The 24,290-nt window shown below is 41.2% G+C and carries 18 protein-coding genes; 6 read left to right on the top strand and 12 right to left on the bottom strand.

Features of this window, described 5'->3' with window-relative positions; all coding sequences use genetic code 11:
• Positions 1 to 118: 118 nt before the first annotated feature.
• Both ACT3CD_RS09580 and ACT3CD_RS09575 read left to right on the top strand, forming a co-directional pair.
• The gene (locus ACT3CD_RS09580) at positions 119 to 919 is read left to right on the top strand and encodes a glycogen/starch synthase (RefSeq protein ID WP_444645169.1); all 801 of its coding nucleotides are present in this window, start codon (positions 119 to 121) and stop codon (positions 917 to 919) included.
• Positions 920 to 985: 66 nt separating this feature from the next.
• Positions 986 to 2,410 (top strand): DUF4270 family protein, encoded by a 1,425-nt coding sequence (locus ACT3CD_RS09575; protein ID WP_444645167.1) that lies wholly within the window; start codon positions 986 to 988, stop codon positions 2,408 to 2,410.
• A 79-nt stretch (positions 2,411 to 2,489) separates the two neighbouring features.
• Here ACT3CD_RS09575 and ACT3CD_RS09570 read toward each other — a convergent pair whose 3' ends face one another.
• Entirely contained in the window at positions 2,490 to 3,089 is a 600-nt protein-coding gene (locus ACT3CD_RS09570; protein ID WP_444645165.1) for a riboflavin synthase, read from the bottom strand.
• A 178-nt stretch (positions 3,090 to 3,267) separates the two neighbouring features.
• On the opposite strand from ACT3CD_RS09570, the gene ACT3CD_RS09565 reads away from it, so the two are divergent.
• Both ACT3CD_RS09565 and ACT3CD_RS09560 read left to right on the top strand, forming a co-directional pair.
• Positions 3,268 to 4,275 carry an NAD-dependent epimerase/dehydratase family protein gene (locus ACT3CD_RS09565; RefSeq protein WP_444645164.1) on the top strand — a complete coding sequence of 336 codons (1,008 nt, stop codon included), beginning with the start codon at positions 3,268 to 3,270 and terminating at the stop codon, positions 4,273 to 4,275.
• 86 nt (positions 4,276 to 4,361) lie between these two features.
• Positions 4,362 to 6,644 (top strand): penicillin-binding protein 1A, encoded by a 2,283-nt coding sequence (locus tag ACT3CD_RS09560; RefSeq protein ID WP_444645162.1) that lies wholly within the window; start codon positions 4,362 to 4,364, stop codon positions 6,642 to 6,644.
• Positions 6,645 to 6,769: 125 nt separating this feature from the next.
• Here ACT3CD_RS09560 and ACT3CD_RS09555 read toward each other — a convergent pair whose 3' ends face one another.
• The 5 genes from ACT3CD_RS09555 to ACT3CD_RS09535 form a co-directional block, all read right to left on the bottom strand.
• Positions 6,770 to 7,795, bottom strand: a complete 1,026-nt coding sequence (locus tag ACT3CD_RS09555; protein WP_444645160.1) for a hypothetical protein — start codon at positions 7,793 to 7,795, stop codon at positions 6,770 to 6,772.
• A 470-nt stretch (positions 7,796 to 8,265) separates the two neighbouring features.
• Positions 8,266 to 9,306, bottom strand: coding sequence for a Gfo/Idh/MocA family protein (locus ACT3CD_RS09550; RefSeq protein WP_444645158.1), 1,041 nt, complete (start codon positions 9,304 to 9,306; stop codon positions 8,266 to 8,268).
• Positions 9,303 to 9,869, bottom strand: a complete 567-nt coding sequence (locus ACT3CD_RS09545; protein WP_444645157.1) for an acyltransferase — start codon at positions 9,867 to 9,869, stop codon at positions 9,303 to 9,305. The genes ACT3CD_RS09550 and ACT3CD_RS09545 overlap by 4 nt, the downstream gene beginning before the upstream one ends.
• A 60-nt stretch (positions 9,870 to 9,929) precedes the next feature.
• Complete coding sequence (locus tag ACT3CD_RS09540; protein ID WP_444645155.1) at positions 9,930 to 11,063, bottom strand: DegT/DnrJ/EryC1/StrS family aminotransferase; 1,134 nt, start codon at positions 11,061 to 11,063, stop codon at positions 9,930 to 9,932.
• A 178-nt stretch (positions 11,064 to 11,241) separates the two neighbouring features.
• Complete coding sequence (locus ACT3CD_RS09535; RefSeq protein ID WP_444645153.1) at positions 11,242 to 12,288, bottom strand: hypothetical protein; 1,047 nt, start codon at positions 12,286 to 12,288, stop codon at positions 11,242 to 11,244.
• Positions 12,289 to 12,432: 144 nt separating this feature from the next.
• On the opposite strand from ACT3CD_RS09535, the gene ACT3CD_RS09530 reads away from it, so the two are divergent.
• Positions 12,433 to 12,624 carry a hypothetical protein gene (locus ACT3CD_RS09530; RefSeq protein WP_444645151.1) on the top strand — a complete coding sequence of 64 codons (192 nt, stop codon included), beginning with the start codon at positions 12,433 to 12,435 and terminating at the stop codon, positions 12,622 to 12,624.
• Positions 12,625 to 13,506: 882 nt separating this feature from the next.
• Here ACT3CD_RS09530 and metK read toward each other — a convergent pair.
• Complete coding sequence (gene metK, locus ACT3CD_RS09525; protein WP_444645150.1) at positions 13,507 to 14,754, bottom strand: methionine adenosyltransferase; 1,248 nt, start codon at positions 14,752 to 14,754, stop codon at positions 13,507 to 13,509.
• Between the two features lie 463 nt (positions 14,755 to 15,217).
• Here metK and ACT3CD_RS09520 point away from each other — a divergent pair, with 463 nt between their 5' ends.
• Complete coding sequence (locus ACT3CD_RS09520) at positions 15,218 to 16,681, top strand: beta-N-acetylhexosaminidase (RefSeq protein WP_444645148.1); 1,464 nt, start codon at positions 15,218 to 15,220, stop codon at positions 16,679 to 16,681.
• Here the strand turns inward: ACT3CD_RS09520 and ACT3CD_RS09515 are convergent.
• From ACT3CD_RS09515 to ACT3CD_RS09495, 5 genes are all read right to left on the bottom strand, one after another.
• The gene (locus ACT3CD_RS09515; protein WP_444645146.1) at positions 16,675 to 17,796 is read right to left on the bottom strand and encodes a GDSL-type esterase/lipase family protein; all 1,122 of its coding nucleotides are present in this window, start codon (positions 17,794 to 17,796) and stop codon (positions 16,675 to 16,677) included. The two genes, ACT3CD_RS09520 and ACT3CD_RS09515, sit on opposite strands and share 7 nt — an antisense overlap.
• A 167-nt stretch (positions 17,797 to 17,963) precedes the next feature.
• Positions 17,964 to 19,178: a glucose/galactose MFS transporter gene (gluP, locus tag ACT3CD_RS09510; RefSeq protein WP_444645144.1), complete on the bottom strand. Its 1,215-nt coding sequence runs from the start codon at positions 19,176 to 19,178 to the stop codon at positions 17,964 to 17,966.
• Positions 19,179 to 19,732: 554 nt separating this feature from the next.
• A complete protein-coding gene (locus tag ACT3CD_RS09505) occupies positions 19,733 to 20,914 on the bottom strand; it encodes an MFS transporter (RefSeq protein WP_444645142.1) in 1,182 nt (393 codons plus the stop codon).
• Positions 20,915 to 20,957: 43 nt separating this feature from the next.
• Positions 20,958 to 23,300 carry a GH92 family glycosyl hydrolase gene (locus ACT3CD_RS09500; RefSeq protein ID WP_444645140.1) on the bottom strand — a complete coding sequence of 781 codons (2,343 nt, stop codon included), beginning with the start codon at positions 23,298 to 23,300 and terminating at the stop codon, positions 20,958 to 20,960.
• Between the two features lie 127 nt (positions 23,301 to 23,427).
• Complete coding sequence (locus ACT3CD_RS09495; protein WP_444645139.1) at positions 23,428 to 24,252, bottom strand: alpha/beta hydrolase; 825 nt, start codon at positions 24,250 to 24,252, stop codon at positions 23,428 to 23,430.
• Positions 24,253 to 24,290 lie beyond the last annotated feature (38 nt).

Below are 24,290 nucleotides of genomic sequence, written 5' to 3'. Positions count from 1 at the left end.
AAATAAAATTATACCTAAACAAAAAAGTCATCATTTATCTAATCACAGATGAATTGATGTCGTAAAATAAAATGTCGTAAAATAATTACGACAGATTGTTTCATTATTTAACAGACCAATGGAAAATACCAGAGTCTTATTTATCTCACAAAAAATCACCCCTTATTTACCGGAATCTGAAATGTCACTGATAGCCAGAAACCTACCACAGGGCATTCAGGAACGAGGCAAAGAAATCAGAACTTTCATGCCCCGATTCGGATCCATCAATGAACGACGCAACCAACTCCATGAAGTTATTCGTCTTTCAGGTATGAACCTGATCATTAATGACACCGATCACCCATTAATAATAAAAGTAGCCTCCATTCAGGCAGCCCGGATGCAAGTCTATTTCATCGACAATGATGATTATTTTCAAAGAAAAGAGACGCTAACCAACGAAGATGGCACTGAATTTGAAGACAATGATGAACGTGCCATCTTTTTCGCACGAGGTGTTTTGGAAACGACCAAAAAGCTAAGATGGGCCCCGGATATTGTTCATTGTCATGGATGGTTTACCGCCATGTCGCCATTAATGGTAAAAACACTAATGTCGGACGATCCATATTTTGCCAATTCCAAGGTTGTCTATTCGGTTTATAACGATGCCTTTAACCAGCCTCTCAACAAAGAAATGAAGGACAAACTGGTGGCTATGGGCGTTGAGGCAAGTAAGCTAAAACAACTGGACGATCCCACTTACACAAACCTGACCAAACTGGCTATTGATTTATCAGATGGCATTATTCAGGGAAGTGAAAGCATTGATTCTGAATTGACAGAGTACATTAAGGCTTCCGGAAAACCATTTTTAGAATACCAAAGCGAAGAAGATTATATTGATGCCTACAACAAATTTTATGATGAACTTTAATCAATGGATTAAAAAAGGCAGGGCACAAACAAACAAATAGAGGAGACACAACCATTTTACAGTTTTATGCAAAACCTGAAACAAAGATTAGCAACAGCTCTGGGCTCAATCGTTTTATCTTCGTTAATTATTGTTGGATGCACTAACGATCCATCCAATATTGGGGGCCAGATACTCCCAACGTCAGACCTGATCACGGCCAATGCCGACTCACAAAAGATGGTTGTCAAGAACATACTGCCGGAATCTATTTTATCAGACGGAACCATGCAAGGTGCCGTTGGATTTATAGGCCATTTTAACGATCCCCGACTTGGATCCACCAAGAGTGACTTCGTTACTGAAGTAAATATTGGCGACGCCATTGATAGTCTTGACGCCGACGGCTTAAACTATTTCCCCGATTCCGTGGTATTAAATTTATACTACACTAATTATAGCTGGTTTGGTGATAAAGATGCCAGTCTGAACCTCAAGGTTTATGAACTAACCGAACGTTTATCGTCCGACCAACCATACTATAGCAATGAGCCAATGGATGGCCGTTACAATCCGGTGGCACTGGGCGAGAAAAGAATCACGCCCTATGACAACAGAACAGACTCTTTATGGTCGGCTTACAAAGCAGACACCATACAAATACGTTTAACGGATGAGCTGGCTAGTCGACTATTCGACGTGCGCAATATTTCAACAGGGGATAAATCAGAACGCGATGCTTTTAAAGATATCCTAAACGGGCTTTATGTTACCCTCGACAACTCTTTGGATGTAACCAATGGTGTTTTATTGAGAATTGATTTATTAAATACCCTGTCAAATTTAACGCTTTACTACCATAAAGAATTTTACGACCTCGAAAAAGAACAAATACTGGCCATAGAGTCTCATAACTATGTCTTCCCAATAAACGAAGAAGGCCGTATCTTCAATCGCTTTGAACACACTTATACCTCAAATGTGATTTTCAATGATACAGACGCCGGTCAGGTATTCGCTCAAGGAATGGCAGGGAGCTATATGGAAGTTGATTTATCTGATATCTACGAGCAATGGGCTGACTCGGTAGATCATTATAGAATATCAAACTCACAACTAGGATTTAGTGTCGTTGAATTAATTTTGAAAGCTGATACAACCACATTAGATGAAGAAGAAGACCTGTACCTTCCAAAGAGTCAAACGCTCTCTATAAAGGTAAAAAACGAAGATGGTAAATTCACTTACCCTTCTTATGAAGAGAATAACGAAAGCTACATGGGCTTTTCAAACTCAGGCCAGGCAGGATTTAACAGCGAAAAAGCTTCTTTCACATTTTCGATGAGTAAAGACTATTTCCAATTCCAACTTAATAAGGTTTTAAGCGGAGAAACGCCTGATAAGTTATTTATCAGGCTACCCAGCACGCAATTTAATCCCTATCGCATCGTAATCTATAATAACCATGAGACCTATTTTCCAAAAGTAAAAGTAAAATATGTCGTCTACTAATAAAGAAAAATACTGAAAACAAAGCCCGGAAATTCGAGAGAATTTCCGGGCTTTGTTTTGCCTTTACAGTCAGATGAGTCTATTTCACCATCATCCGACTAATATATTTACCAATAATATCAAACTCAAGATTAACCACACTGCCCGTCCTAATCTGATGAAAATTAGTAAATTCATAAGTATAAGGAATAATAGCCACCGAAAAACGATCTTCTTTGCTGTTAACCACGGTTAAGCTCACCCCATTTACACAAACAGAGCCCTTTTCAACGGTAACATATCCCTGTGAACTCATCTTCTTATCAACATCGTACTGAAAGGTAAAATACCAACTGCCATCGGCCTCTTTCACTTCAACACAACGTGCCGTCTGATCCACATGTCCTTGTACAATATGACCATCCAATCGGCCATTCATCAACATACTGCGTTCCACATTTACCTTATCGCCAACATTAAGCAACCCAAGGTTAGATTTATCAAGTGTTTCCTGAATTGCAGTCACGGTATAGCCTTTGTCATCTTTTGCAACCACCGTCAGGCAAACGCCGTTGTGTGCCACACTCTGGTCAATTTTCAACTCATCCACAAAAGAACATTGGAGAGTTATATTCAAATTTCCTTTTTCTTTTATCAATTTTACTACCGTTGCCGCTTCTTCAATGATTCCGGAAAACATATTCTAAAGTTTAAAAATGAAACACTATAATCAAAAAAAACAGAACCAATAAAAACTAAAATGTAGGTTCTTAAATGATTTGAATGTGCTAATTTAGTAACAATTTACGAAACGGGTCAACGCTCAATCATAATTAAATGATTACAATATTATAATCCCGGTTAAAAATCAACCAGTTATGATACTATTAACAGGAGGAACAGGATTAGTAGGCAGTCACCTATTAGTTCAACTGACCGAAAAGGGTTACAAGGTAAGAGCTATTTACAGAAATAGACGCAACCTGGAAGAGACCAGAAAAATATTTCAATATTACCATCACAATGACACCTCGTTGTGGAATATGATTGAATGGGTTGAAGCCGACTTAACGGATTACTTTTCACTGGAACAGGCACTTGAGAAAGTAACACGCGTGATCCATGCTGCTGCTATGGTATCATTTAACCCGGGCGAATCAGACAAAATGATGGCTATAAACTCAGAGGGCACCGCCAACCTAATGAATGCCTGTCTGTCCAAAGGGGTTCAAAAGGTGTGTTATGTAAGTTCCATCAGTTCATTGGGCAAGCAACTCGACAATGCTTTGGTAAATGAAGAAGTGGAATGGCAGCCAGATTCACGCCGGTCGGCCTATTCACACAGCAAATTCAGAGCTGAGATGGAAGTCTGGCGTGCTTCAAAAGAAGGACTGCCGGTAGTCATAGTTAATCCATCCGTTGTAATAGGCCCGGTTAATTGGAAAAGAAGCAGCGGCAAACTCTTTTATTCGGTAAAACAAGGGATGCCTTTTTATACCAATGGCATAACCGGTTTTGTTGACGTGAGAGATGTGGCCAAAGCCATCATTATATTGATGGAAAGCGACGTTCTAAATGAACGTTTTATTCTCAATGGAGAGAATCTTCCTTTTAAAACGATGTTTACCATCATAGCACAAGAATTACATAAAAAACCACCGTTTATCAAAGTGTCAAAACCACTCACCGAGTTGGGCTGGCGTATTAACCTCCTTCTCTGTTTTATTGCCGCCAAAGCACCAGCCATCACCCGCGACACAGCACGATCGGCTCAGTTAAAGTCCTTTTATTCGGCGGATAAATTTAAAAATCGCTTCAAATTCACCTTTACTCCCATCCAGGAAGCGGTAAAGAACACCGCCCGCTGGTATCAATTAAACCAATAACATCAGAATCCAGACATCTTATTTTCATGACCCACTCAAAAAAAAGATCTAAAAAAAAGAAAGCCTCACCATTGAAAAAAAGGGTTATGCTATGGGCTTTCAAATTATTGACATTGGGTATAAGCCTTCTGACTCTTTTTATATGTTTAGTTTACATAGGCCTGTTTGGCCGTTTGCCAGACAAACAAACGCTCAAAAACATCCGCCACGAAACAGCCTCGGCAGTTTATTCGTCAGACGATAAACTTATTGGGAAATACTATATTGAAAACCGTCTGACAATTGATAATAAAGACATCTGCCAACATGTGAAAAATGCCCTGATAGCAACGGAAGACAGCCGATTTTTTGAACATAAAGGATTGGATTACATTAGTCTGGGGCGGGTTATCATCAAAACATTTCTTTTGGGTGATTTTAGTCAGGGTGGCGGCAGTACCATCAGTCAACAGCTGGCAAAAAATCTATACCCCCGAAAAGATCTGGGCTTCCTGACGCTTCCGGTAAGTAAAATCAAAGAAATATTTATCGCCTCCCGGCTGGAACAAGTCTATAACAAAGATGAAATACTGGGCTTATATCTAAACACAGTTCCTTTTGGAGAAAACATTTATGGCATTGAAGTCGCAGCCAACCGCTTCTTCAATAAAAGGTCCTCTAAACTAACTCCTCCTGAAGCGGCAACACTGGTAGGCATGCTGGCCGCCAACACAGCTTATAATCCGAGATTAAATCCTGAAAGGAGTAAAAAACGCCGTGACATCGTTTTACAGCGTATGCAGCAAAATGGTTTTCTAAGCGACGACGAAGCCCGCCTTTATCGCTCGCAACCCATCAAAACCAGCTACCATCGTCTCGACCGAACCACAGGGCCTGCGCCCTATTTTCTGGATCAGGTGCGGATTCAGACACTCGACATTCTGCACCAAACGTATGGTGACACCTACGACATCTATACCCAGGGACTAAAAATATATACGACACTTGATACAGAATTACAACGTTTTGCATCTGATGCTGTACACCAGCACATGAGTTACCTGCAAAAAACATTTAACACACATTGGAATCAGTCAGAGCCGTGGGATGCTTTTCCGTCGTTCTTCAAACAGGAACTCAAAAAGACCCCTCGTTATCAGCAACTACAGAATCAGGGCTTAAGCGAAACCAGCATCATCAAAACTTTGGGAAAACCAACACGCATGACCATCTTCACTAACGGTGTCGAAAAAACGATTTCAATTTCGCCCATCGATTCCCTCAGGCTGGCTTTACGAACATTGCAGTCCGGTTTTTTGGCCGTCAACCCAACCAACGGCTACGTACTTGCCTGGAGTGGCGGTCTCAACTACAAATACTACCCGTACGACCATGTAACTTCACGACGACAAGTGGGCAGCACCTTTAAACCCATTGTTTATGCCACCGCACTAGACGAAGGGGTTATGCCGTGCGAAATGATTTCAAACGAACAAAAGACTTATGATGATTGGACGCCATCCAATGCCGATGGCAACCACAAAGGTTACTACAGCGTAAAAGGAGGGCTTGTCAATTCTGTCAATACCGTGGCGGCAGAACTGATTAACCGAACAGGTGTGACGGATGTTATCACAATGGCACGCCAAATGGGCATTGAATCAACGATTCCGAAAGTGCCATCCATTGCTCTGGGAACCGCCGAGCTCTCCCTACTGGAAATGGTAACGGCCTATACCGCCTTTGCCAATTATGGGCATGCCATAAAACCGGTGTTAATAATGCGCATTGAAGATGCCAACGGAAAAATACTGTATCAAAATGAAGAACACAATCACTTGTCTGAGGCCTTTAACGAAGAGACCGCCCGAATGATGGTACAAATGCTACGTGAGGTTGCGCAACGAGGAACAGCGCATAGCCTTTATCAACGCTACCATTTAACAGGCGACTATGCCGGCAAAACCGGCACCACACAAAACAATACCGATGGCTGGTTCATTGGCTTTACCCCCAATTTGGTCGCCGGCATTTGGGTGGGCGCCGACCATCCCATCATCCGCTTCCGGACCACGGCATTAGGGCAAGGGGCACACATGGCTTTACCTATTTTTGCCCGATTTATGCAAAAAGCTGAAGCCTCGGCAAACCAGCGCTATCTGTCACAAAACATTTTCTATCCACTCCCCGACTACCTCGCCGATCAAATGGATTGTGGCGATTACATGGAAGATTTCCAACCGGCTGAAGAGATGAATTTTTTTGAACGACTATTCGCGCCAAACGAATCAGAAAAAACAAACGAAAAAATGCAGGATACAGATACACTTCGTGACAACAACAAAGGATTACTAAATCGTATGCGGGATATTTTCAGGAAGAAAAAATAAACACAATATCACAAAAGCAGATCATAGGCAAAATTAATTCACCTCTCAAAGAACAAAGTGATGCAAATTTTATCCCCATCGGAAAGATGCTAAAGACTCACACAACTTTTAGCCTCTTTTCGGTTTCATTTTCCCCAAATTACTTCTGCTTTTCGGCCAATAACAAAGAACAATACGGCCAATATAAAGAAAAATAAGACCGGTGGTAAAGGCTCCCACAAAAAAAGAAAATATTGCGTACACGCATCAGCAAAAAAAGCCAGACTACCCATCCACACCCAATCCTGTCGTTTTTTACGACGACCTGTCCGCCAAAAATAAAACGCCAAAGCTGCCATTGCCATACCCCACGGCAACAACTGAAGAGCAGTAGCCGATTCCCAGGCCTCCCATGAAGCATAATTGCCAAATAAGGCACACATCCAAAAAGAAAACCACATCAGCAGCAATCCCAACTGCAGCGTGAGACTATAAAAACGCGTTATATAGCCCAATTTCTTCAACCCTTGAAGTACCAGCATAAAAACAGCCGAAAAAACGAGATAACGCACTGCCAGATTCATGCCCCAAAATACAGCGTTCCAATCATCGGCGTAGGCGGTTTGAAGCCCAAACCAAAAGAAAAAAAGGGCACATCCTAACAGCCATAAGAGAGAAGATCTGAAAAAATAACCAAGACACAAAATCATAATGGCCCCCGTTAGGAGCTGTAAGATTTGTGTTCCTGGCTGCCATTCAAAAATAACGTGCGCATAATACAACATACCGCCAAACGACAGCCCTGACATCAAAAGCAATGCTTCTTCAAATATTCGGGACGACACTTTGGCTGAATTTTGCACAAACCAGGCAACCAAAATAAAAGTGACAGTTAAAACCCCCAGCAATATCATAAAAAAACCATCCGACAAAGCCACAAAATTATCCAGCAAACGCAAAACCCATTCATCGGCTACCAGCTGAAAAAATGCTATCACCATGAAAAAAACCGCTAACCCAAGCATGTTTTGTGCCACACGGTGCCAATTAACGGCTTTTCTGCCTATATCACTGCTTAACAACTGTTTCTGATCAGATGAAAGCAATCCCTTTTCAACCCAATTTTCAAGCAGACGCTCTACCAATACATATTGCTTTTTGGATAATTTCACGAGTAATTATTTATATTAAAATCCAAATATTTTTTTTAATCTCACAGAAAGCTCACAAAATAAATAAATTATATGGAATCCTATTCCTTTTAACACACGATCAATCCTTTTAATATTCTAAATTAGAATCACTTGTTAAATGCTTACCCAAAATATACGGTGGCAAAAAACCATTTTTGAAGCTTGCGTAGTACGAAAAACGGAAGTTTACTATGATAACTAACCGTTTAAAGGACAAGTATAATGCAGGAAATACACTCTTCCTGCAAACACTTTTTACCGGTTGACGACCGATATTAAATGCCAGCCGATCAATAACCTACGCAGCAAGACTAAACAAGTGTAAGTGAAAAACCAAACCAGAACCTCCAAATTTCAGAAATCATTCACATTCTCCTTAAACGTCGCCACATCAACAATATCCAAAAGCCCTTATATTATGACAACCGTCTCCTCGTATCAATTGCAGGTTATAAACTTTCACGAATGGTTAAGGCACCTTCGCCCCTAACGCTATATATCCGTTCAATAATATCGACCACTTTCATACCCTCCAAAGCATTGGTAGCCACCTGCATTTCGCCTTTAAGCGTTTTTACCACATTTTCAATAACGGCACCATGATTAGAAGCCGATCCTTTATAGCCACCGTAATCGTTAGCCGGCAGGGCTTCTTCCAAGGGTTCAGGAACATAATCCTTCACATGGCAATAAGCCACTTTATCCATATACTGACCGGCAACTTTCACCGATCCTTTTTCCCCGATAATAGTAATGCTGCTCTCCATATTTTTATCCCACACAGCCGTAGAGTAATTAATGGTTCCCATACCGCCATTAACGAAATCAAAAATGACAGTACCGGCATCTTCAAAAGGTGTTGACTGATGATGAGCAAAATTTCCAAAATTTCCTTTTATATTCTCAATATCACCAAACAGCCAATACATGATGTCAATAAAATGGGAAAACTGAGTGAATAATACCCCACCATCCAAATTGGCGGTTCCATGCCATCCGCCGGGTTTATAGTAACGTTCATCCCTATTCCAGTAACAATTTAGTTGCACCATAAAAATACGCCCAAGCCGTTGCTCGCTAATCATCTGTTTCAGCCATTTAGCAGGTGGCGAATAACGATTCTGCATCACGGCAAAAACCTGACGTGACATCTGTAACGCTTTAAAAATAACTTTTTCAGCATCGCGACGTGTCAAAGCCAGCGGTTTTTCCAAAACCACATGCTTATGATACGCCAGCACTTGCAACCCCATTTGAGCATGTAAACCATTGGGCGTACAAATATTAATAACATCGGCATCGGTATGAACCAATAATTCTTCAATAGAAGAATAGTAAGGAATTGAAGGATCCTCAAAACCAGTTTCAGTAGCCTTGCGGATATCACAAACCGCGACCAACTGCGACTCCAAATTTCGTTCAATCATGGCAACATGACGCTTGCCGATGTGCCCCAGTCCCACGACTGCAAATTTTACCGCTACACTCATTCTTTCAATATTTTACTAACACCATTATCGTTAAGTTCATAGCACTGACCGCTTTCAGGACACACCGCCCTTCCATTATCAAACACTAATTTATGACCATACTCACTAATCCATCCGGTCTGTCTGGCCGGCACACCCGTCACCAATCCGTAATCAGGCACATTGTGTGTTACCACAGCTCCAGCGCCAACAAAAGCATACCTACCAATAGTCACCCCACAAACAATCGTCGCATTTGCGCCAATCGTAGCACCCTTTAACACCTTTGTGGGACGATATTCATGTCGCCGGCTAATGGCACTACGAGGATTAAACACATTGGTAAACACTACCGATGGACCGATGAAAACATCATCGTCGCAAGTAACGCCTTCATACAATGAGACGTTATTTTGCACCTTTACATTATTACCCAACACCACCCCGGCAGCCACCATCACATTTTGCCCCAGAGAACAATTCTTTCCAACAGAACAACCGGAAATAAGATGACAAAAATGCCAGATACGGGTACCTTCACCAATCAGACAGCCGTCATCAACAATGGCAGATTCATGTATCATTTAAATAAATATTACAAATAAAACGACAGCGCAAACTCCTGACTTTTGAACAGGAACTATTTAACTTTTATAGAATTCTTTAATAGTTCTAACCACTCTATCCACATCCTGCAACGACATTTCGGTATGAACAGGCAGAGACAGCACATCGCCACACAAATTTTCGGCAACAGGTCGGCTAATACCATCGGCCCAATTCTCAAAAGCTTTTTGATGATGCAACGGTACCGGGTAGTACACCCGCGATGAAACACCCTGCTCTTTCAAATATTTCTGTAGCCGATCTCTGCCTCCATTAAAAACCCTGATGGTATATTGATTATAAGTGTGGGTTGCCAAAGCATCCATCCCAGGCACAGCCAGATCCTGTAATCCAGCCAGACCTGCGTTATACCGTGTGGCTATCTTTTGTCGGATTGACAAAAACTCATCCAGATAGTTCAGCTTAACATTAAGAATCGCCGCCTGAAGGGTGTCAAGCCTCGAATTAAAGCCAACCACATCATGATAATACCGTTTAGAAGAGCCATGCCCGGCCAACATTTCCATTTTAGCCGCAAGGCGCTCATCGTTGGTAAAACAAGCCCCTCCATCTCCGCACCCACCCAAATTCTTGGTAGGGAAAAAAGAGGTACAGCCGATATGCCCAATGGTACCCAGCTTCTTTTTGCCCCCCCGATAATGGTAATCGGCCCCAAGAGACTGGGCCACATCTTCAACAACATACAGATGATGCTTGTCTGCCACGCGCATAATATCATTCATTGCCGCAGCCTGTCCAAACAAATGTACAGGAAGCACAACGCGGGTACGCGGCGTGATAGCAGCTTCTAATAAATCAGACGAAATATTAAACGTTACGGGATCTACATCCACGAAAACAGGCTTCAGTCCAAGCAAAGCAATGACTTCGGCCGAAGCCACAAATGAAAAAGCGGCTGTAATGACCTCATCGCCCGGCTTAAGGTCGAGGGCCATCAAAGCCATTTGCAAAGCATCAGTTCCATTACCACATGGCACCACATAGTCAACATCAAGATATTTAGACAAATTAGCAGCCAACAAAGACACTTCCGGGCCATTAATATAATTAGCACCTGCCATGGCACTCAAAACAGCCGCATCCAATTCGCTCTTCATCCGCCGGTAAAGTGATTTCAAATCAACCATTTCCATATCTTTCTGCCCGATCATCCTATTATCATTAAAATCTTTATTTCTCTAAAAGCAATCGCAGATACACGTAACAAAAGAGAATTTATTACCGCACTCATGTTAAAAACCATTTCAACAGTCACACAAAAGCCCTGCCGATTTAATCTTTATGCTAAAAAAACGATTGCTATTAAGAAACGTTAAAACAGCGGAGATATTATTTTAAATCGTCATATACTTTAAGTTCTGCCAGCCTTTGTCGAAAAGAATAAAACCGAACCGTTTTTTTTGTCATCAGCTCCCGTACCAACCGAATGGTGTCAGGCCCAATATTTTTCGAATTAAGCATAATCTGACTGTTATCGCGGGCCATGGTCATCATATAGCCCCATTTAAAACGGGTTTTATTTTCGGGTGATAAACGAAAATATCTGGCACCCAAATTAAACCATAAATGCCCCCAAAGTTCCCGATGTGTAAACCCCAACGGCTTGCCATCGCCATAACGACTCAGCGAATTAGTTGAAAAGAGCCCCTGCAGATAAAAGACAAAACGCAGTAAACCCGGTATAAGCACCGATTCTTTGGGGAACTCCCAAAAATAGCCATTGGTCGCTTTAAACAAAACGGAGTCGTTAAAACGATAGTACAAATCACGAGGGATCGCCCTATAATCGAACGGGAACTGAGGTTCCAGACTCTTCGTCCCAAAGACCACCGAAGAATCAACCCGAATACCATTGGCTTTTAAAGCATCGGCCAGCTTACTAAAAGGATGCACACGCGAACCTCCGGCTCTGAACACCCGCACCTTATAATCGGGATCCTCCTTTCTGATAACCGACTCCATCAGAATCCGGGCCTGCGTGATGCAGCCCATAACCGTCTCAACATCATCAGGATTGGGTTCATCCCACAACCGATGCAGTGAAAACCGATTATGGTGAAACTGCCACTGATTATTCTCCCAACACGCATCGAGCCAATGCGGATAAATTTGCATTTGCACATCATGACCGGAACGAATCAGCGTCCTGATTTGCTGTTCAATCATATCACGATCATAATACAAATCGCCTACTTTATCCTCCAACTGTTTAAGTCTGTAGAAATGAAGAATATCCCAAAACACCGTCATCTTATAACCATGACGGTTCAATTCAGTCATCAGTCGACGTACCGGGCGAATCATACAATTTTCGACCGTTCCCGAATCAGAACCAAAAAACAGTTCATAATCAACCGACAAGAGAAAATTCTTCATAAACAGTTTCTAACGATAAGCTACCCCCTAAAATAAACATTTTATTAACTAATCAAGTCTGCCATATATGTGAAACCAGAAAAACCAAAATTATTCACAAAAAAGATAGAATAGTAAATTATCCCGAAAACAAAATAACAAAAAATGGATGTTCGGAAACTACCCGGGCTCAATTACATACCGGTAGAAATACAACTGACTATTATGAACTTACCGTCGTGTTTTATGTTTTTGGAAGAATATCCATACCTGCATTATACTGTTTTTAACCTCCGGGGTTTAAAAAAAAGTGATTTTTATAACTCAAAAGTTAAAAATCAGCATCTTTTGGCTTAAAACCTCCTGTTTAGACAATAGCTAAACCTGTTTTATTTCTGTTATTAGCTTTTAATTTATCTTCCTTTAGCCCGTGTTTGTCTATAAAGTCAACTTCTGCGTTATACTTATCATAACAACAGTCATTTACAAAAAGAAAACTCCTTTATTTTTATAACTTCGCAAGCCTTGAATTTCAACTTTATATTTCAAACACTTAGTTTATAAACAGACTTTATCTAATAAAAACAACCCTTAGCAATAAATTATATTTTCAGGCTTAGAAAATTCCTGAAACAGAAATAGAATCAATCAATTTGAGAACTAAAAAATTTATAAGCCCCTCTGCACGCTGAGTGTTATTAAAAATGAGTCCGTTTGGCTGTCAATCATTTTTCTGACAGCCAAATTAAATTTAGTTTGCACTCTAAAATTATTTTGAGAGGTAAATTGACTCTAATTTGACTTCAAAATTTTTCTGACAGTCAAATCAATTTTAGTTTGCACCCGAAAATTTTTCTGGGCGAAAATCTAATTTTTTAGTTCTGATTAAAATGTTATTGCCTCCTAAATCAGTTTTAATGAAGCATAAAAATTCATTTTTATACCCAATCAAAATATTTTAAAGCCTCAACAGCAACCAGACAAAAAACATAAAAAGCAGATGTCGTGCGACAAGCAAATCCGGGGCGAAATTCTGATGACGATCGGACACCCCCTTTTTGCAATATAGACACCAGAACACGTCAAGAGCATTGACTCCGTTAAAATATTCCGGAAATAAAACGAAAAAATTAAGGCACAAACACGCTGAAATAGAGAGCAAAGAGTTGATTGTTCCTGGAAAATAGAAAGGCCGCCCTGAAACTACAAGACGGCCTCTTTGAAAAAAAACATTATAATCTACAATCCGAATGCTTTGCGGATAGTATCTACATAATCAAGTTTTTCCCAGGTAAAAAATTCCACTTCTTTTTCCACCTCAACGCCATTCTCCATCACCTTCACCTTTTCCATATAAGGCTCGCGCCCCATGTGTCCATAAGCTGCGGTGGCCTCAAAAATAGGGTTCTTCAACCCCAGACGACGAACAATCATCCCGGGACGAAGGTCGAATATGGTTTGAATCCGTTCTGCAATAGCCGCGTCATCAAATTTAACTTTAGACGTGCCATAGGTGTTAACATATACCCCCACAGGCTTCGCCACACCAATGGCGTAAGCCAATTGTACCAGAACTTCATCGGCCACGCCTGCGGCAACCATATTTTTAGCGATGTGACGAGCGGCATAAGCAGCCGAGCGATCCACCTTTGAACAGTCCTTACCAGAAAAAGCGCCACCACCATGCGCGCCTTTACCGCCATAGGTATCAACAATAATTTTACGTCCGGTAAGCCCCGTATCACCATGCGGACCACCAATGACAAACTTACCGGTAGGATTAACATGCAGAATATAATCGGAGAAAAGTCCGGCCACATTTGCATGCAGTTTTTCCTTCACACGTGGTATTAAAATATGCTGAACATCCTCTTTTATTTTAGCCAACATGGCATCGTCCTCATCAAACAGGTCGTGTTGCGTTGACACTACAATGGTATGCACTTTAACAGGCTTATTGTTCCCGTCGTACTCCATGGTCACCTGCGATTTGGCATCGGGGCGTAAGTAGGTCATCACCTTCCCTTCACGACGAATGGCTGCCAGCTCGAGCAATAACAGGTGCGATAACTGCAAAGGAAGAGGCATATATTCTTCGGTGTCACGACAAGCATAACCAAACATCATACCCTGATCGCCGGCACCCTGGGTTTCTTCACTTTCGCGATCCACACCACGGTTAATATCCTCCGACTGCTCATGCAATGCCGATAAAACACCACACGACCCAGAGTCGAACATATATTCGGCTTTGGTATACCCAATACGCTCAATCACGCGCCGGGCAATCTGCTGAACAGGCACATAACCCAGCGTTTTAATCTCGCCACTTACGACCACCAGTCCTGTTGACACCAATGTTTCACAAGCAACTCGCGAATTTGGATCCTGACGCAACAATTCGTCGAGAACGGCATCAGAAATTTGATCGGCCACCTTGTCGGGATGTCCTTCCGACACAGACTCCGAGGTAAACAAATATCCCATAATAATATACCATTACTTACCCTGTTCAATTATGAACAAAGTAATGTTAAACAAAAAAAGAATGGGGAATTTGGAAAGCTAAACATCGCGTTTTAGCACTTTTTTTAAGTGGTTGCAATCGGCCAAATCCCTCCACTAAATTTATCATACAAAGAAACAAAAATTATTTCAATATAGGACACAAATATCCAAATTCATGAACGCAATAAAATGACAGAAACCATCAATATTTAATAACCACATTTCAAAGAGACCCCGGGGATGGCGCAAAAAACAAACAGACAATATATAAAACATGACAAGGAGTAAGCAGCCTTTCACTATATTTAAACCTTTAACGAATTCTAAAAACCAACCAACAATGACGATCAAGGGCCTTCAATCCTTCATTATAGCATGCATTCTCCTGTTCATCACAACATCTTCGTGTATATCTGCCACAACCGACTTAACTCACCATAATGTGATACCCAAACCTTTATCAGTTACGGCTACACATAATGTATACCGGCTAATGGATGAAACCACGGTTACCATTAACTGCGAAGAATTACGTCCGCTGGCCCAATACCTCGTAGAATTGCTGAAACCGGCCACAGGTTTTTCATTTTTTATTGAAAACAAGGTATCAGAACCCGAAAAAAGATCCATCTCTCTATACCTTGATGAATCGTTTGAATTAAAAAATAAGGAAGCTTACAGATTGACTATTAATGAACACCACATTGAAATAATATCAACAAAAGATGAAGGTATTTTCAGAGGTCTCCAGACGCTGCGTCAGTTATTACCTGCCACCATTGAAAGCAAAAAACAACGATCCGGATCATGGGAAATTGCAACCGGTATCATCACCGACCAACCAGGATACAGCTATCGGTCCACGATGCTCGATATAAGCCGTCATTTCTTCGATGTAACAACAATAAAACGCCACATCCGAAATATTGCGCTATACAAAATAAATACGTTACACCTGCATTTATCCGACGATCAAGGCTGGCGCATTGAAATTAAATCGTGGCCTAACCTAACAACACATGGGGCAAATACAGAAGTAGGTGGTGGCAAAGGAGGCTTTCTCACTCAGGAAGATTATAAAGAGATAGTGTCGTATGCTGCCCGATATTTCATTACCATAGTTCCCGAAATTGATATGCCCGGACATACCAATGCGGCGCTCGCATCCTATCCCGGACTAAACTGTGATAACAAGGCCAGGGATTTATATACCGGCACGGAAGTAGGGTTCAGCTCACTATGCACCAATAAAGAACTCACATACCAGTTCGTCGATGATGTCATCAGAGAAATTTCAGCCATAACACCAGGCCGCTACTTTCACATAGGCGGCGACGAATCGCACGCTACCACACATCAAAATTATATCGACTTCATTAATCGCGTACGAACAATGGTTAAAAAAAATGGCAAGCAGATGATTGGTTGGGAAGAAGTAGCACAAGCAAGCATTGACAGCAGTGACCTGATCCAATTCTGGAATCAACCCCAAACAGCAATCAACGGAATAAAGCAGGGCGCGCAGGTCATTATCTCGCCTTCCAAATATGCGTATCTGGATATGAAATACAATTCAAATACCTTAATAGGACAAAATTGGGCTGCAATAATTGACGTAAAGAGAGCTTATGAATGGAATCCATTACTTCTGATTAACGAAATTACAAAAAAAGACATTATTGGTTTAGAAGCTCCATTATGGACTGAAACCGTAAAAACAGCCGATGACATCGACTACCTTGTATTTCCCCGGTTAGCTGCCATTGCCGAAATAGGCTGGACTCCCGACGCACAAAAAAACTGGAATAACTTCTGTAAACGATTATCAGAAAATGGTAAAAGGATGAAACAACTCGAAATCAATTTCTATCCTTCACCATTAATCTCATGGGACAATAATCAATAAGTGCCAAACAGTTCTGACGTTTCAAAATCCCATCCTAAAACAGTTGAAATTGGTTGCACCAATTGTTCAGCCATTTTCTTCTGCCCGCTGTATGCGGGATGTGAATCGGCACCCAAATCGGTTTTTCTGTTCAAAAGACCATCCGGCAAACCTATAAAATAGACATTGTCATCGCCATAAAGCGTATTCATAATATCCACCACCTCCATTACATATTCAAAAGCAGGTTTCTGAAGCATCGGTCCCACCATGCAAAAAACCGGGATATTACCGTAGGCCGCCCGAACATCAAGAATCAATTTCTCATAAGCCCTTTGAAAAACAGCCTTATCGGGATGGGGACGGGTAGAAAAATCATTGGTTCCCAAATTTATGACAACTACATGGGGTACCCAACTGGCAAAATCCCATAAAAGAGAAGAATCATTATCAAGCGTTCTGTTAAAGCGACCCGTCATAGACGTTTTATGCGTAGAAATTTTTTGTGGATCGCCATAATTACGCACCACTCCCAACCCGGAATGGGAAGAATAACGTCCTTCAGCATTAAACGCACGCGCCAAAATTGCCCCATAAGCTTTTTGATTATTCTCAGTCTCCGGCTTAAAACTATCAGATGCCGCAACACCTTCAGTTCCGTAGCCACAGGTAATTGAATTACCAATAAACTCTATCTTACGAGACTTGATAAAATCGGGGACATCCATTTGTCCGTTTTTTTTCAGCAAAAGCCCATAAAACAAAACCTGCCCCATATCTCCTTCAGTGCGTTTAACCAGGTCGACCTGATGAGGCCCCTTTCCCTTTAAACCATTAATCCATAAAATTGTATCTCCGAGTGAATGAACGACCTCCTTCAACCGGCCATCGACCAGCAGGTTAAAATAGTTCTTCTCGCCTCCATTAAACTTCAATGCCACATCACGACCAGAAAATTTAAAATGCACACCAACTCCGGGCCAATCATAACGCACAAAACGATTGTCGGACATATCCGTACGGCCTGAATAATACAAACGAGCATCATGCGCTGAAATAGACTTAAAATCAGACTGTCCGGAAACATGAACAACAGTAAATATCAAAAACGAAACAACACCTATCCATTTCATCATAAAGCAATTATATTAAACAAAATATATTTAATTACACATTGTATCAAAAACAAAAAGAATTTTCTTCGTTACTCTCACTTTCAAAATGATCATTAAGGGCCGAAAACTCCTGCTTTTCAAATTTTGAAAGCCTCAAAATAATACAATACACCCCCTATAAACAAGTACTACGATCTTATTTTATGCCCCTTCAGCGCATAATAAAGAATGTAAAAAAATATAGGGACGATCACCCAATAAGCATTTTGGGCTCCTACAGAGTCTTTCACAAAACCATAAATTGTCGGAATCAAAGCACCCCCAACAATAGCGATGACCATAAGAGAGCTCCCGGCTTTGGTAAAATGGCCCAGGTCGGTCATTGCCAGCGGCCAGATGGCAGGCCACATCAAGGAACATCCCAATGCTATAAAAGCCACAAAATAGATAGAGATAGCCGCAGGCGTCAGAACCACCAACAAAGAACCAATGATAGCTGTGAGCGATACTATGATTAAAGCAGTAGACTGACTCACATATTTTGGAATAAAAATAATGCCGGCTAAATATCCGATGACCATTCCCACGGGAGCAATCCATGCGTAAAATTCAGGGTTTGACAAATGAAGCTCTCCGGCATAATCGACCAAAGTTCCCAAAGAAATAGTTTCGGCTCCCACATACAAAAACAAAGCTAAAACACCCAGCAATAAATGCGGGAACTGCCATACCGAAGTTTTTGTGGCCGCGTAGGGACAATCTTCAACACGCTCTTCACCGGCCGCTTTGACTTCAGGCAAAGGGGCTAACAAAGCCAAAATACCAAGGGCAACAAACACTACTATAATAATCGTAAAAGGCGTATAAATATCAGAAAACTGAACATCCTGCACGCTTTTCCCAATCACCAATGCCAAAAACATTGGCGCCACCGGCCAGGCCAGCTTATTGGCAATTCCCATAATACTGATACGCCGGGCCGCACTCTCCATAGGTCCTAAAATTGTGACATAAGGATTTACAGTTGCCTGCAGAAAGGTATTGCCCATACCACTAATAAAAGAAGCTACAAGAAACAACGGAAGACTCTCCATCTTTGCGGAAGGAATATACAGGTAAAACCCGATCGAAAACAAAAGAAACGACAGTGCCATCGTTTTTTTATAACCAATTTTCTTTATCACCAACGAAGAGGGATATCCGAAAATCAAAAAAGCAGAAAAAGTCGCGGCCAACACCAGGTAAGACTGTCCTGAAGAAATTTCAAGCGACTGATTCAATAAAGGAATTAGATAACTATTAATTCCCAGAGCAAAGCCAATGGCAAAAAACATGGTTCCCAATATAACCAGAGGGAAAAAATAATTTTGTGCTTGTTTTTTGGATTCAGAGGATAGATTCATAAATCAAACATTGAGATTCTATTTTACGAAAAATAAAAATATTACCTGATTAAGAGCGACTATAGATTAACCTTTGGCCCTAGCTATTCATATATTTACGAAAGCCATTACACCATTTCATACTTTGATCTGATTGCCATGCGTTGACCTGTTATAAATACCACAACCACCTTTCAAACAAACAGATGCCCCCCGGGGTGCACAAAAAACCAACAATATAAACCTAAAAACACTTTCCCAACCGAAACAAAATTACAACAATATACACATCGGCCAATAATAACGGCCGTTTTTCGGAACAACAAAGATTTTGAAAAAGGCTGATAGCAATGAGATAGAATCACGGCCATTTCAAAGCCGGCCTCAATCATCAGAAAGGGATCCGACAAGTGGCATCTCCTTTGGCACCTGCTTTCTGCTAAAAAAACAGAAGACTTATCTTTTCAATATTAAATGACAATGAATACCGCATGTAGAATCAAAAAAAGCTAAAAGGACTTTATCTTTTAGCTTTTCATTTTGGTTAAATGACATCGATCGATTCAAAATCAAATTTATGACACCCCCTGCTCCCTTTTGCCAGAAAAAGCCAAATAAGACAAATACAAAGCCCCAGCCAGGATCACTATCACAGAACCAACCTGTGAGCCCATTGCATCAGACGTCAGGCCCATTAAAAAGGGAATAACAGCACCACCAAAAACACCTGTAATCATTAAACCGGAAATTTCATTGGCCTTATCAGGACGCGACTGAATCGCCATCCCGAAAATAATTGGGAAAATATTGGCTATGGTAAATCCAATAATACCGTAGAGCGCAAAAATAACGAACCGATCACCCACAAAAATCAAAGTCAGGAGTGCCAATACTGCACCGGCTATATTAATTTTAAAAAATTTAACCGACGAATATTTAGCTAAAAAAAATGCGCCCAAAAATGCGCCCAATGTTCTAAAGGCAAAATAGACACTAGGGCCGTACCCGGCTTCGATTGAGGACAGACCACAACGTTCCATCAAAATTTTGGAAGAAGCCGTATTAACCCCCACATCAACACCAACTACAAACAAAATACCCAGAAATATCAACAAAATAGTTCTATCTTTTAAAATACCAATCACGCTGGCAAATGAACTGGCCTTTTCTTCAACCGGCTCTTCAATGATCGTGGTTGCCATAAGCCATACGGTAGAAAGCAATGTGATGACAGCATAGATGGGGAAAATATACTGCCAGTTACCCAGCTGGTTTGCGGCAAAGGCAGCAATAAAAGGCGCACTAAAAGAAGATATTGCCTTTACAAACTGGCCGGCCGTTAAACTGCTCGTCAGCTTATCGCCTTTAACAACATTGGTTAACAATGGGTTTAAGGATACCTGCAAAATGGTGTTTGCAATTCCCAATAAGGCAAAAGCAATTAATGAAGTAAAAAAGGTATACTCAATGAGTGGAATAAACATAGCCACAATAGTAATGACATTACTCAAGAGCACTGTTTTTTTGCGCCCAATACGATTCATAAAAATACCTGTGGGAACAGAAAAAATCAGAAACATTGAGAACAAAGCCACTGGTATCAGATTCGACAGAGTGTCTCTAAATTCAAGACTATAGGCCCCCAACAAATCTTCTTTAACATGCGCAGAAGTAATTCCCACGACATCACAAAATCCCATTACAAAAAAACCGAATAAAACGGGAAGGATGGTTGATACACTCACTTTCTTTTCCATAAACCTGAATTGTAAATAATTATATTTATACTTCTGTTGTACATCATCTCACCGAAGGCTGCGGTTCTTGCACACCCCAGCTTTTATTCGGATTTGGGCCCAATTCAATTTCAAGTACGCCTCCTTTTATTAAATCAGAATGATAGAACCAGCAATTATTTAAGATCTGATGATTCAGTTTCGCCGATTGAATATACAGATTCTCCGGACTATTGTTTTTCGTTTTAATGACGAACCGCTTCCCCGGGAAATAACGATTGTCCAGTTGAATGGTAACCTTATCGAAAACGGGACTTGTAATATCATAGTACGGATTGACGGAAGCTCCACCATCCACCTCAAACAACCCAATAGCCATCAACACCCCCAAGGCGCCCATTTGCCCTTGATCCTCGTCACCACGGTAACCATCATAAGGCGTAGTATCAGCAAAAGAAGCCTTGACTTTTCGGACCCACTTTTGAGTTAACCATGGCGATCCGGCATAATTAAAGAGATGAACCATGGCCGTTCCGGGCTGATTTCCATAATCGACCCAACTGGAAGCATGATTTTTATTTTTACCCACAAAAGCGAGCGGTTCCCCTGCCACAAACGAATGATTCAAAAAGTCAGTATAAACCTCGTTACCACCAAATAAATTAATCAATCCCGGCATGTCATGAGGAACAAAATTGGTATAAATAGCGGCATTGCTTTCACAAAAACCACGTGCGCTAAAGCCATCAGCCACCGGTTTAAAATCAGTTATCCAGCTGCCATCCATCTCCCGCGGATGAATTAATTTTGTTTCTGTATCCCACAAATTTTTATAATTCTGACCACGACTGTTAAAAAACTTAAAATCCTCTTCATTTCCCATGGCTTTAGCGAGTTGACCCAGACACCAATCTTCGTAGGCATATTCCATAGTCATTGCTGCGCCATCCAGATGCATGCCCTTCGATTTAATACCTTCGGGAATCCAGCCCTGTTTGATGTAATATTGCATTCCACCACCATAAGCCGGATTGTCATGCTCATAACCGGCATGATCTCTAATGCCGCCAACAAACGCATTTTTACGCAACCCTTTATAAGCATTCGCAACATCGTAATTTCGAATTCCTTTATTATAGGCTGATGCGAAAAAGGGAACAGCGGGATCACCAATCATCACAAACGTATAATTACCACCCGACGGGCCTCGCGGAATCATTCCCCCATCGTTGTACATATCAACCATTGTATTGCAAAAGCCATCGACTATTTCGGGATAGACCAACGACCATAAAATATTAAGAGACCAATGACTTCCCCACCAGGCATCAAAATTGTAATGAGGGAAAAGCGGTTTTCCCGTTTTGTCGAGACGAACGCTCTTTACAAGAGGCTTACTCCCCGTCATGTCCATATACTTTCCGTCAACATCGCTTGTTATACGCCGCCCCAACAGGGCATGCCACAAATCAGTATAAAACTTAACCTGTTGTTGATGACTTCCACCTGTAATATCAATACGGCCCAACCAATCATTCCACGTTTGAAATGATTCGTCAACCACTCTGTCAAAATCCCAATGACTAATTTCAGCATTCAAATTTTTACGGGCTTGCTCAACACTCACATACGAAACCGCCACCTTCATTAATATCGGGCCCGCTTCGCGGGAATCAAAAAAAACAGCGGCCCCCGCGTCTACACCCTGAATGGTATCAGTATCAAATGTTATTATTTGTTTATCCACCCAACCTTTAAAAGAACGAAAAGGCTGATTCAACCTGGCCACAAAGTAAACGGGTGTATCCTTAGGTCTTCTGATGGTTTTACCGATTACCTGAACGCCGGCAATCTCAGTATTGCTAACTTTCCACACTTTAGAAAAAACCGTTGGACTATGCGCCAGATAAGCACCTGTATCAAAAATTATAGACTTCTCTTTGTGAGATGGAAAAGTATACCTATGAAAACCAACCCTTGTGGAGGAGGTCAATTCCGCCGTAATACCATAATCACTTAAAAACACTTTATGATAACCGGGCTTCGCAATTTCATCATCATGACTAAAAGCAGACTGGTAGGCATCCATTCCATGGTTGCCTTTAAATTCACCAGTTGTTGGCATGACGGCCACACCGGCCAACTGCCAGGCATGTATATGACTGAAACAACGAATAGAATGGCTGTCGTACAAATAGCCAGACTCCCAACTGGCTTTTGTATCAGTATCAGGACTAAGATTAACCATTCCAAAAGGCCGACACGCAGAGTTAAAATAGAACCAACGAGATTTGTGCGTATCTATAAACGGATTAACCAAATCGACCGGGTTTTCCCGGGCATACAACCGGAGTGAAGCCGGCACTATAAAATAAAAGAATAATAGCACATTAAACAATCTCTTCATATTTCTTCCCTATTATAAATTCAATTTTCAAAGCAGTTAGAATCCGTTCATTAAGTACAACAAACTCAAAACGAAGCATTCGCGCCGGCCACTAGAATTTAGTGGCAAACACCAATGACCTCCTTTATTATTTCGACTTCTGAGTATCAAAAAAATCATCAAAAAACATCAACTGATATTTAATGGAATTGGCCCAATATTCAGAGGTATGTTTTCCCGGACGCTCTATATAGTCGTGCGGGATATTTCTTTCCAGCAACTTCTCATGCATCCGTTTATTGCAATCATAAAAAAAGTCATCAACGCCACAATCAAATATTAATTTCAACTTCGAACCCTCGAGCAAATACACCATATTAATCACTGTATTATTCTCCCAATTATCTTTATTCTCCGCATAGGGACCTAATCGTTTGGCTAGATTCCAGTTGTTTGGAAACGACCGGATATCTAAACCGCCACTGGTACTGCCGGCAGCACCCCAGATATCCTGATGACGAAATGCCAGATAAAAAGCGCCGTGCCCGCCCATGCTTAATCCGGAGATTGCTCTGCCTGCTCTATTTTTCATGGTACGGTATGAATAATCAACCTCCTCAATCAACTCCTTCGAGATATAGGTCTCGTATTGCATGGCCGGATCCACCGGACTATCAAAATACCAGCTGGTATGGGCGCCATCGGGACAAACAATAATAAAATTGTATAAATCAACATATTCAGCCAGACGCGGAACTTTTCTCAACCAATCTTTATAATCAGCAGAAGCCCCATGCAACAGGTACAATACAGGAAACGAACCACTTTGTGCGTCATACGAATCGGGCACAATAACCAAATTCGGGATAGACTTTTTCATCACATCACTTTTCACATAGAGTGTATCAATACGAGACGCCGTAATATTTACAGAACAGACGACCAGAACAATCAACAATATTTTAAATCTCATACCATTATATTTTAATCATTACCAATCAAAAAAATACA

Source organism: Geofilum sp. OHC36d9 (assembly GCF_052400685.1).
GTDB lineage: Bacteria > Bacteroidota > Bacteroidia > Bacteroidales > Marinilabiliaceae > CAZHHH01.
The sequence above is the reverse complement of the archived record's forward strand: the minus strand, read 5'-3'. Positions and strand labels throughout refer to the sequence as shown.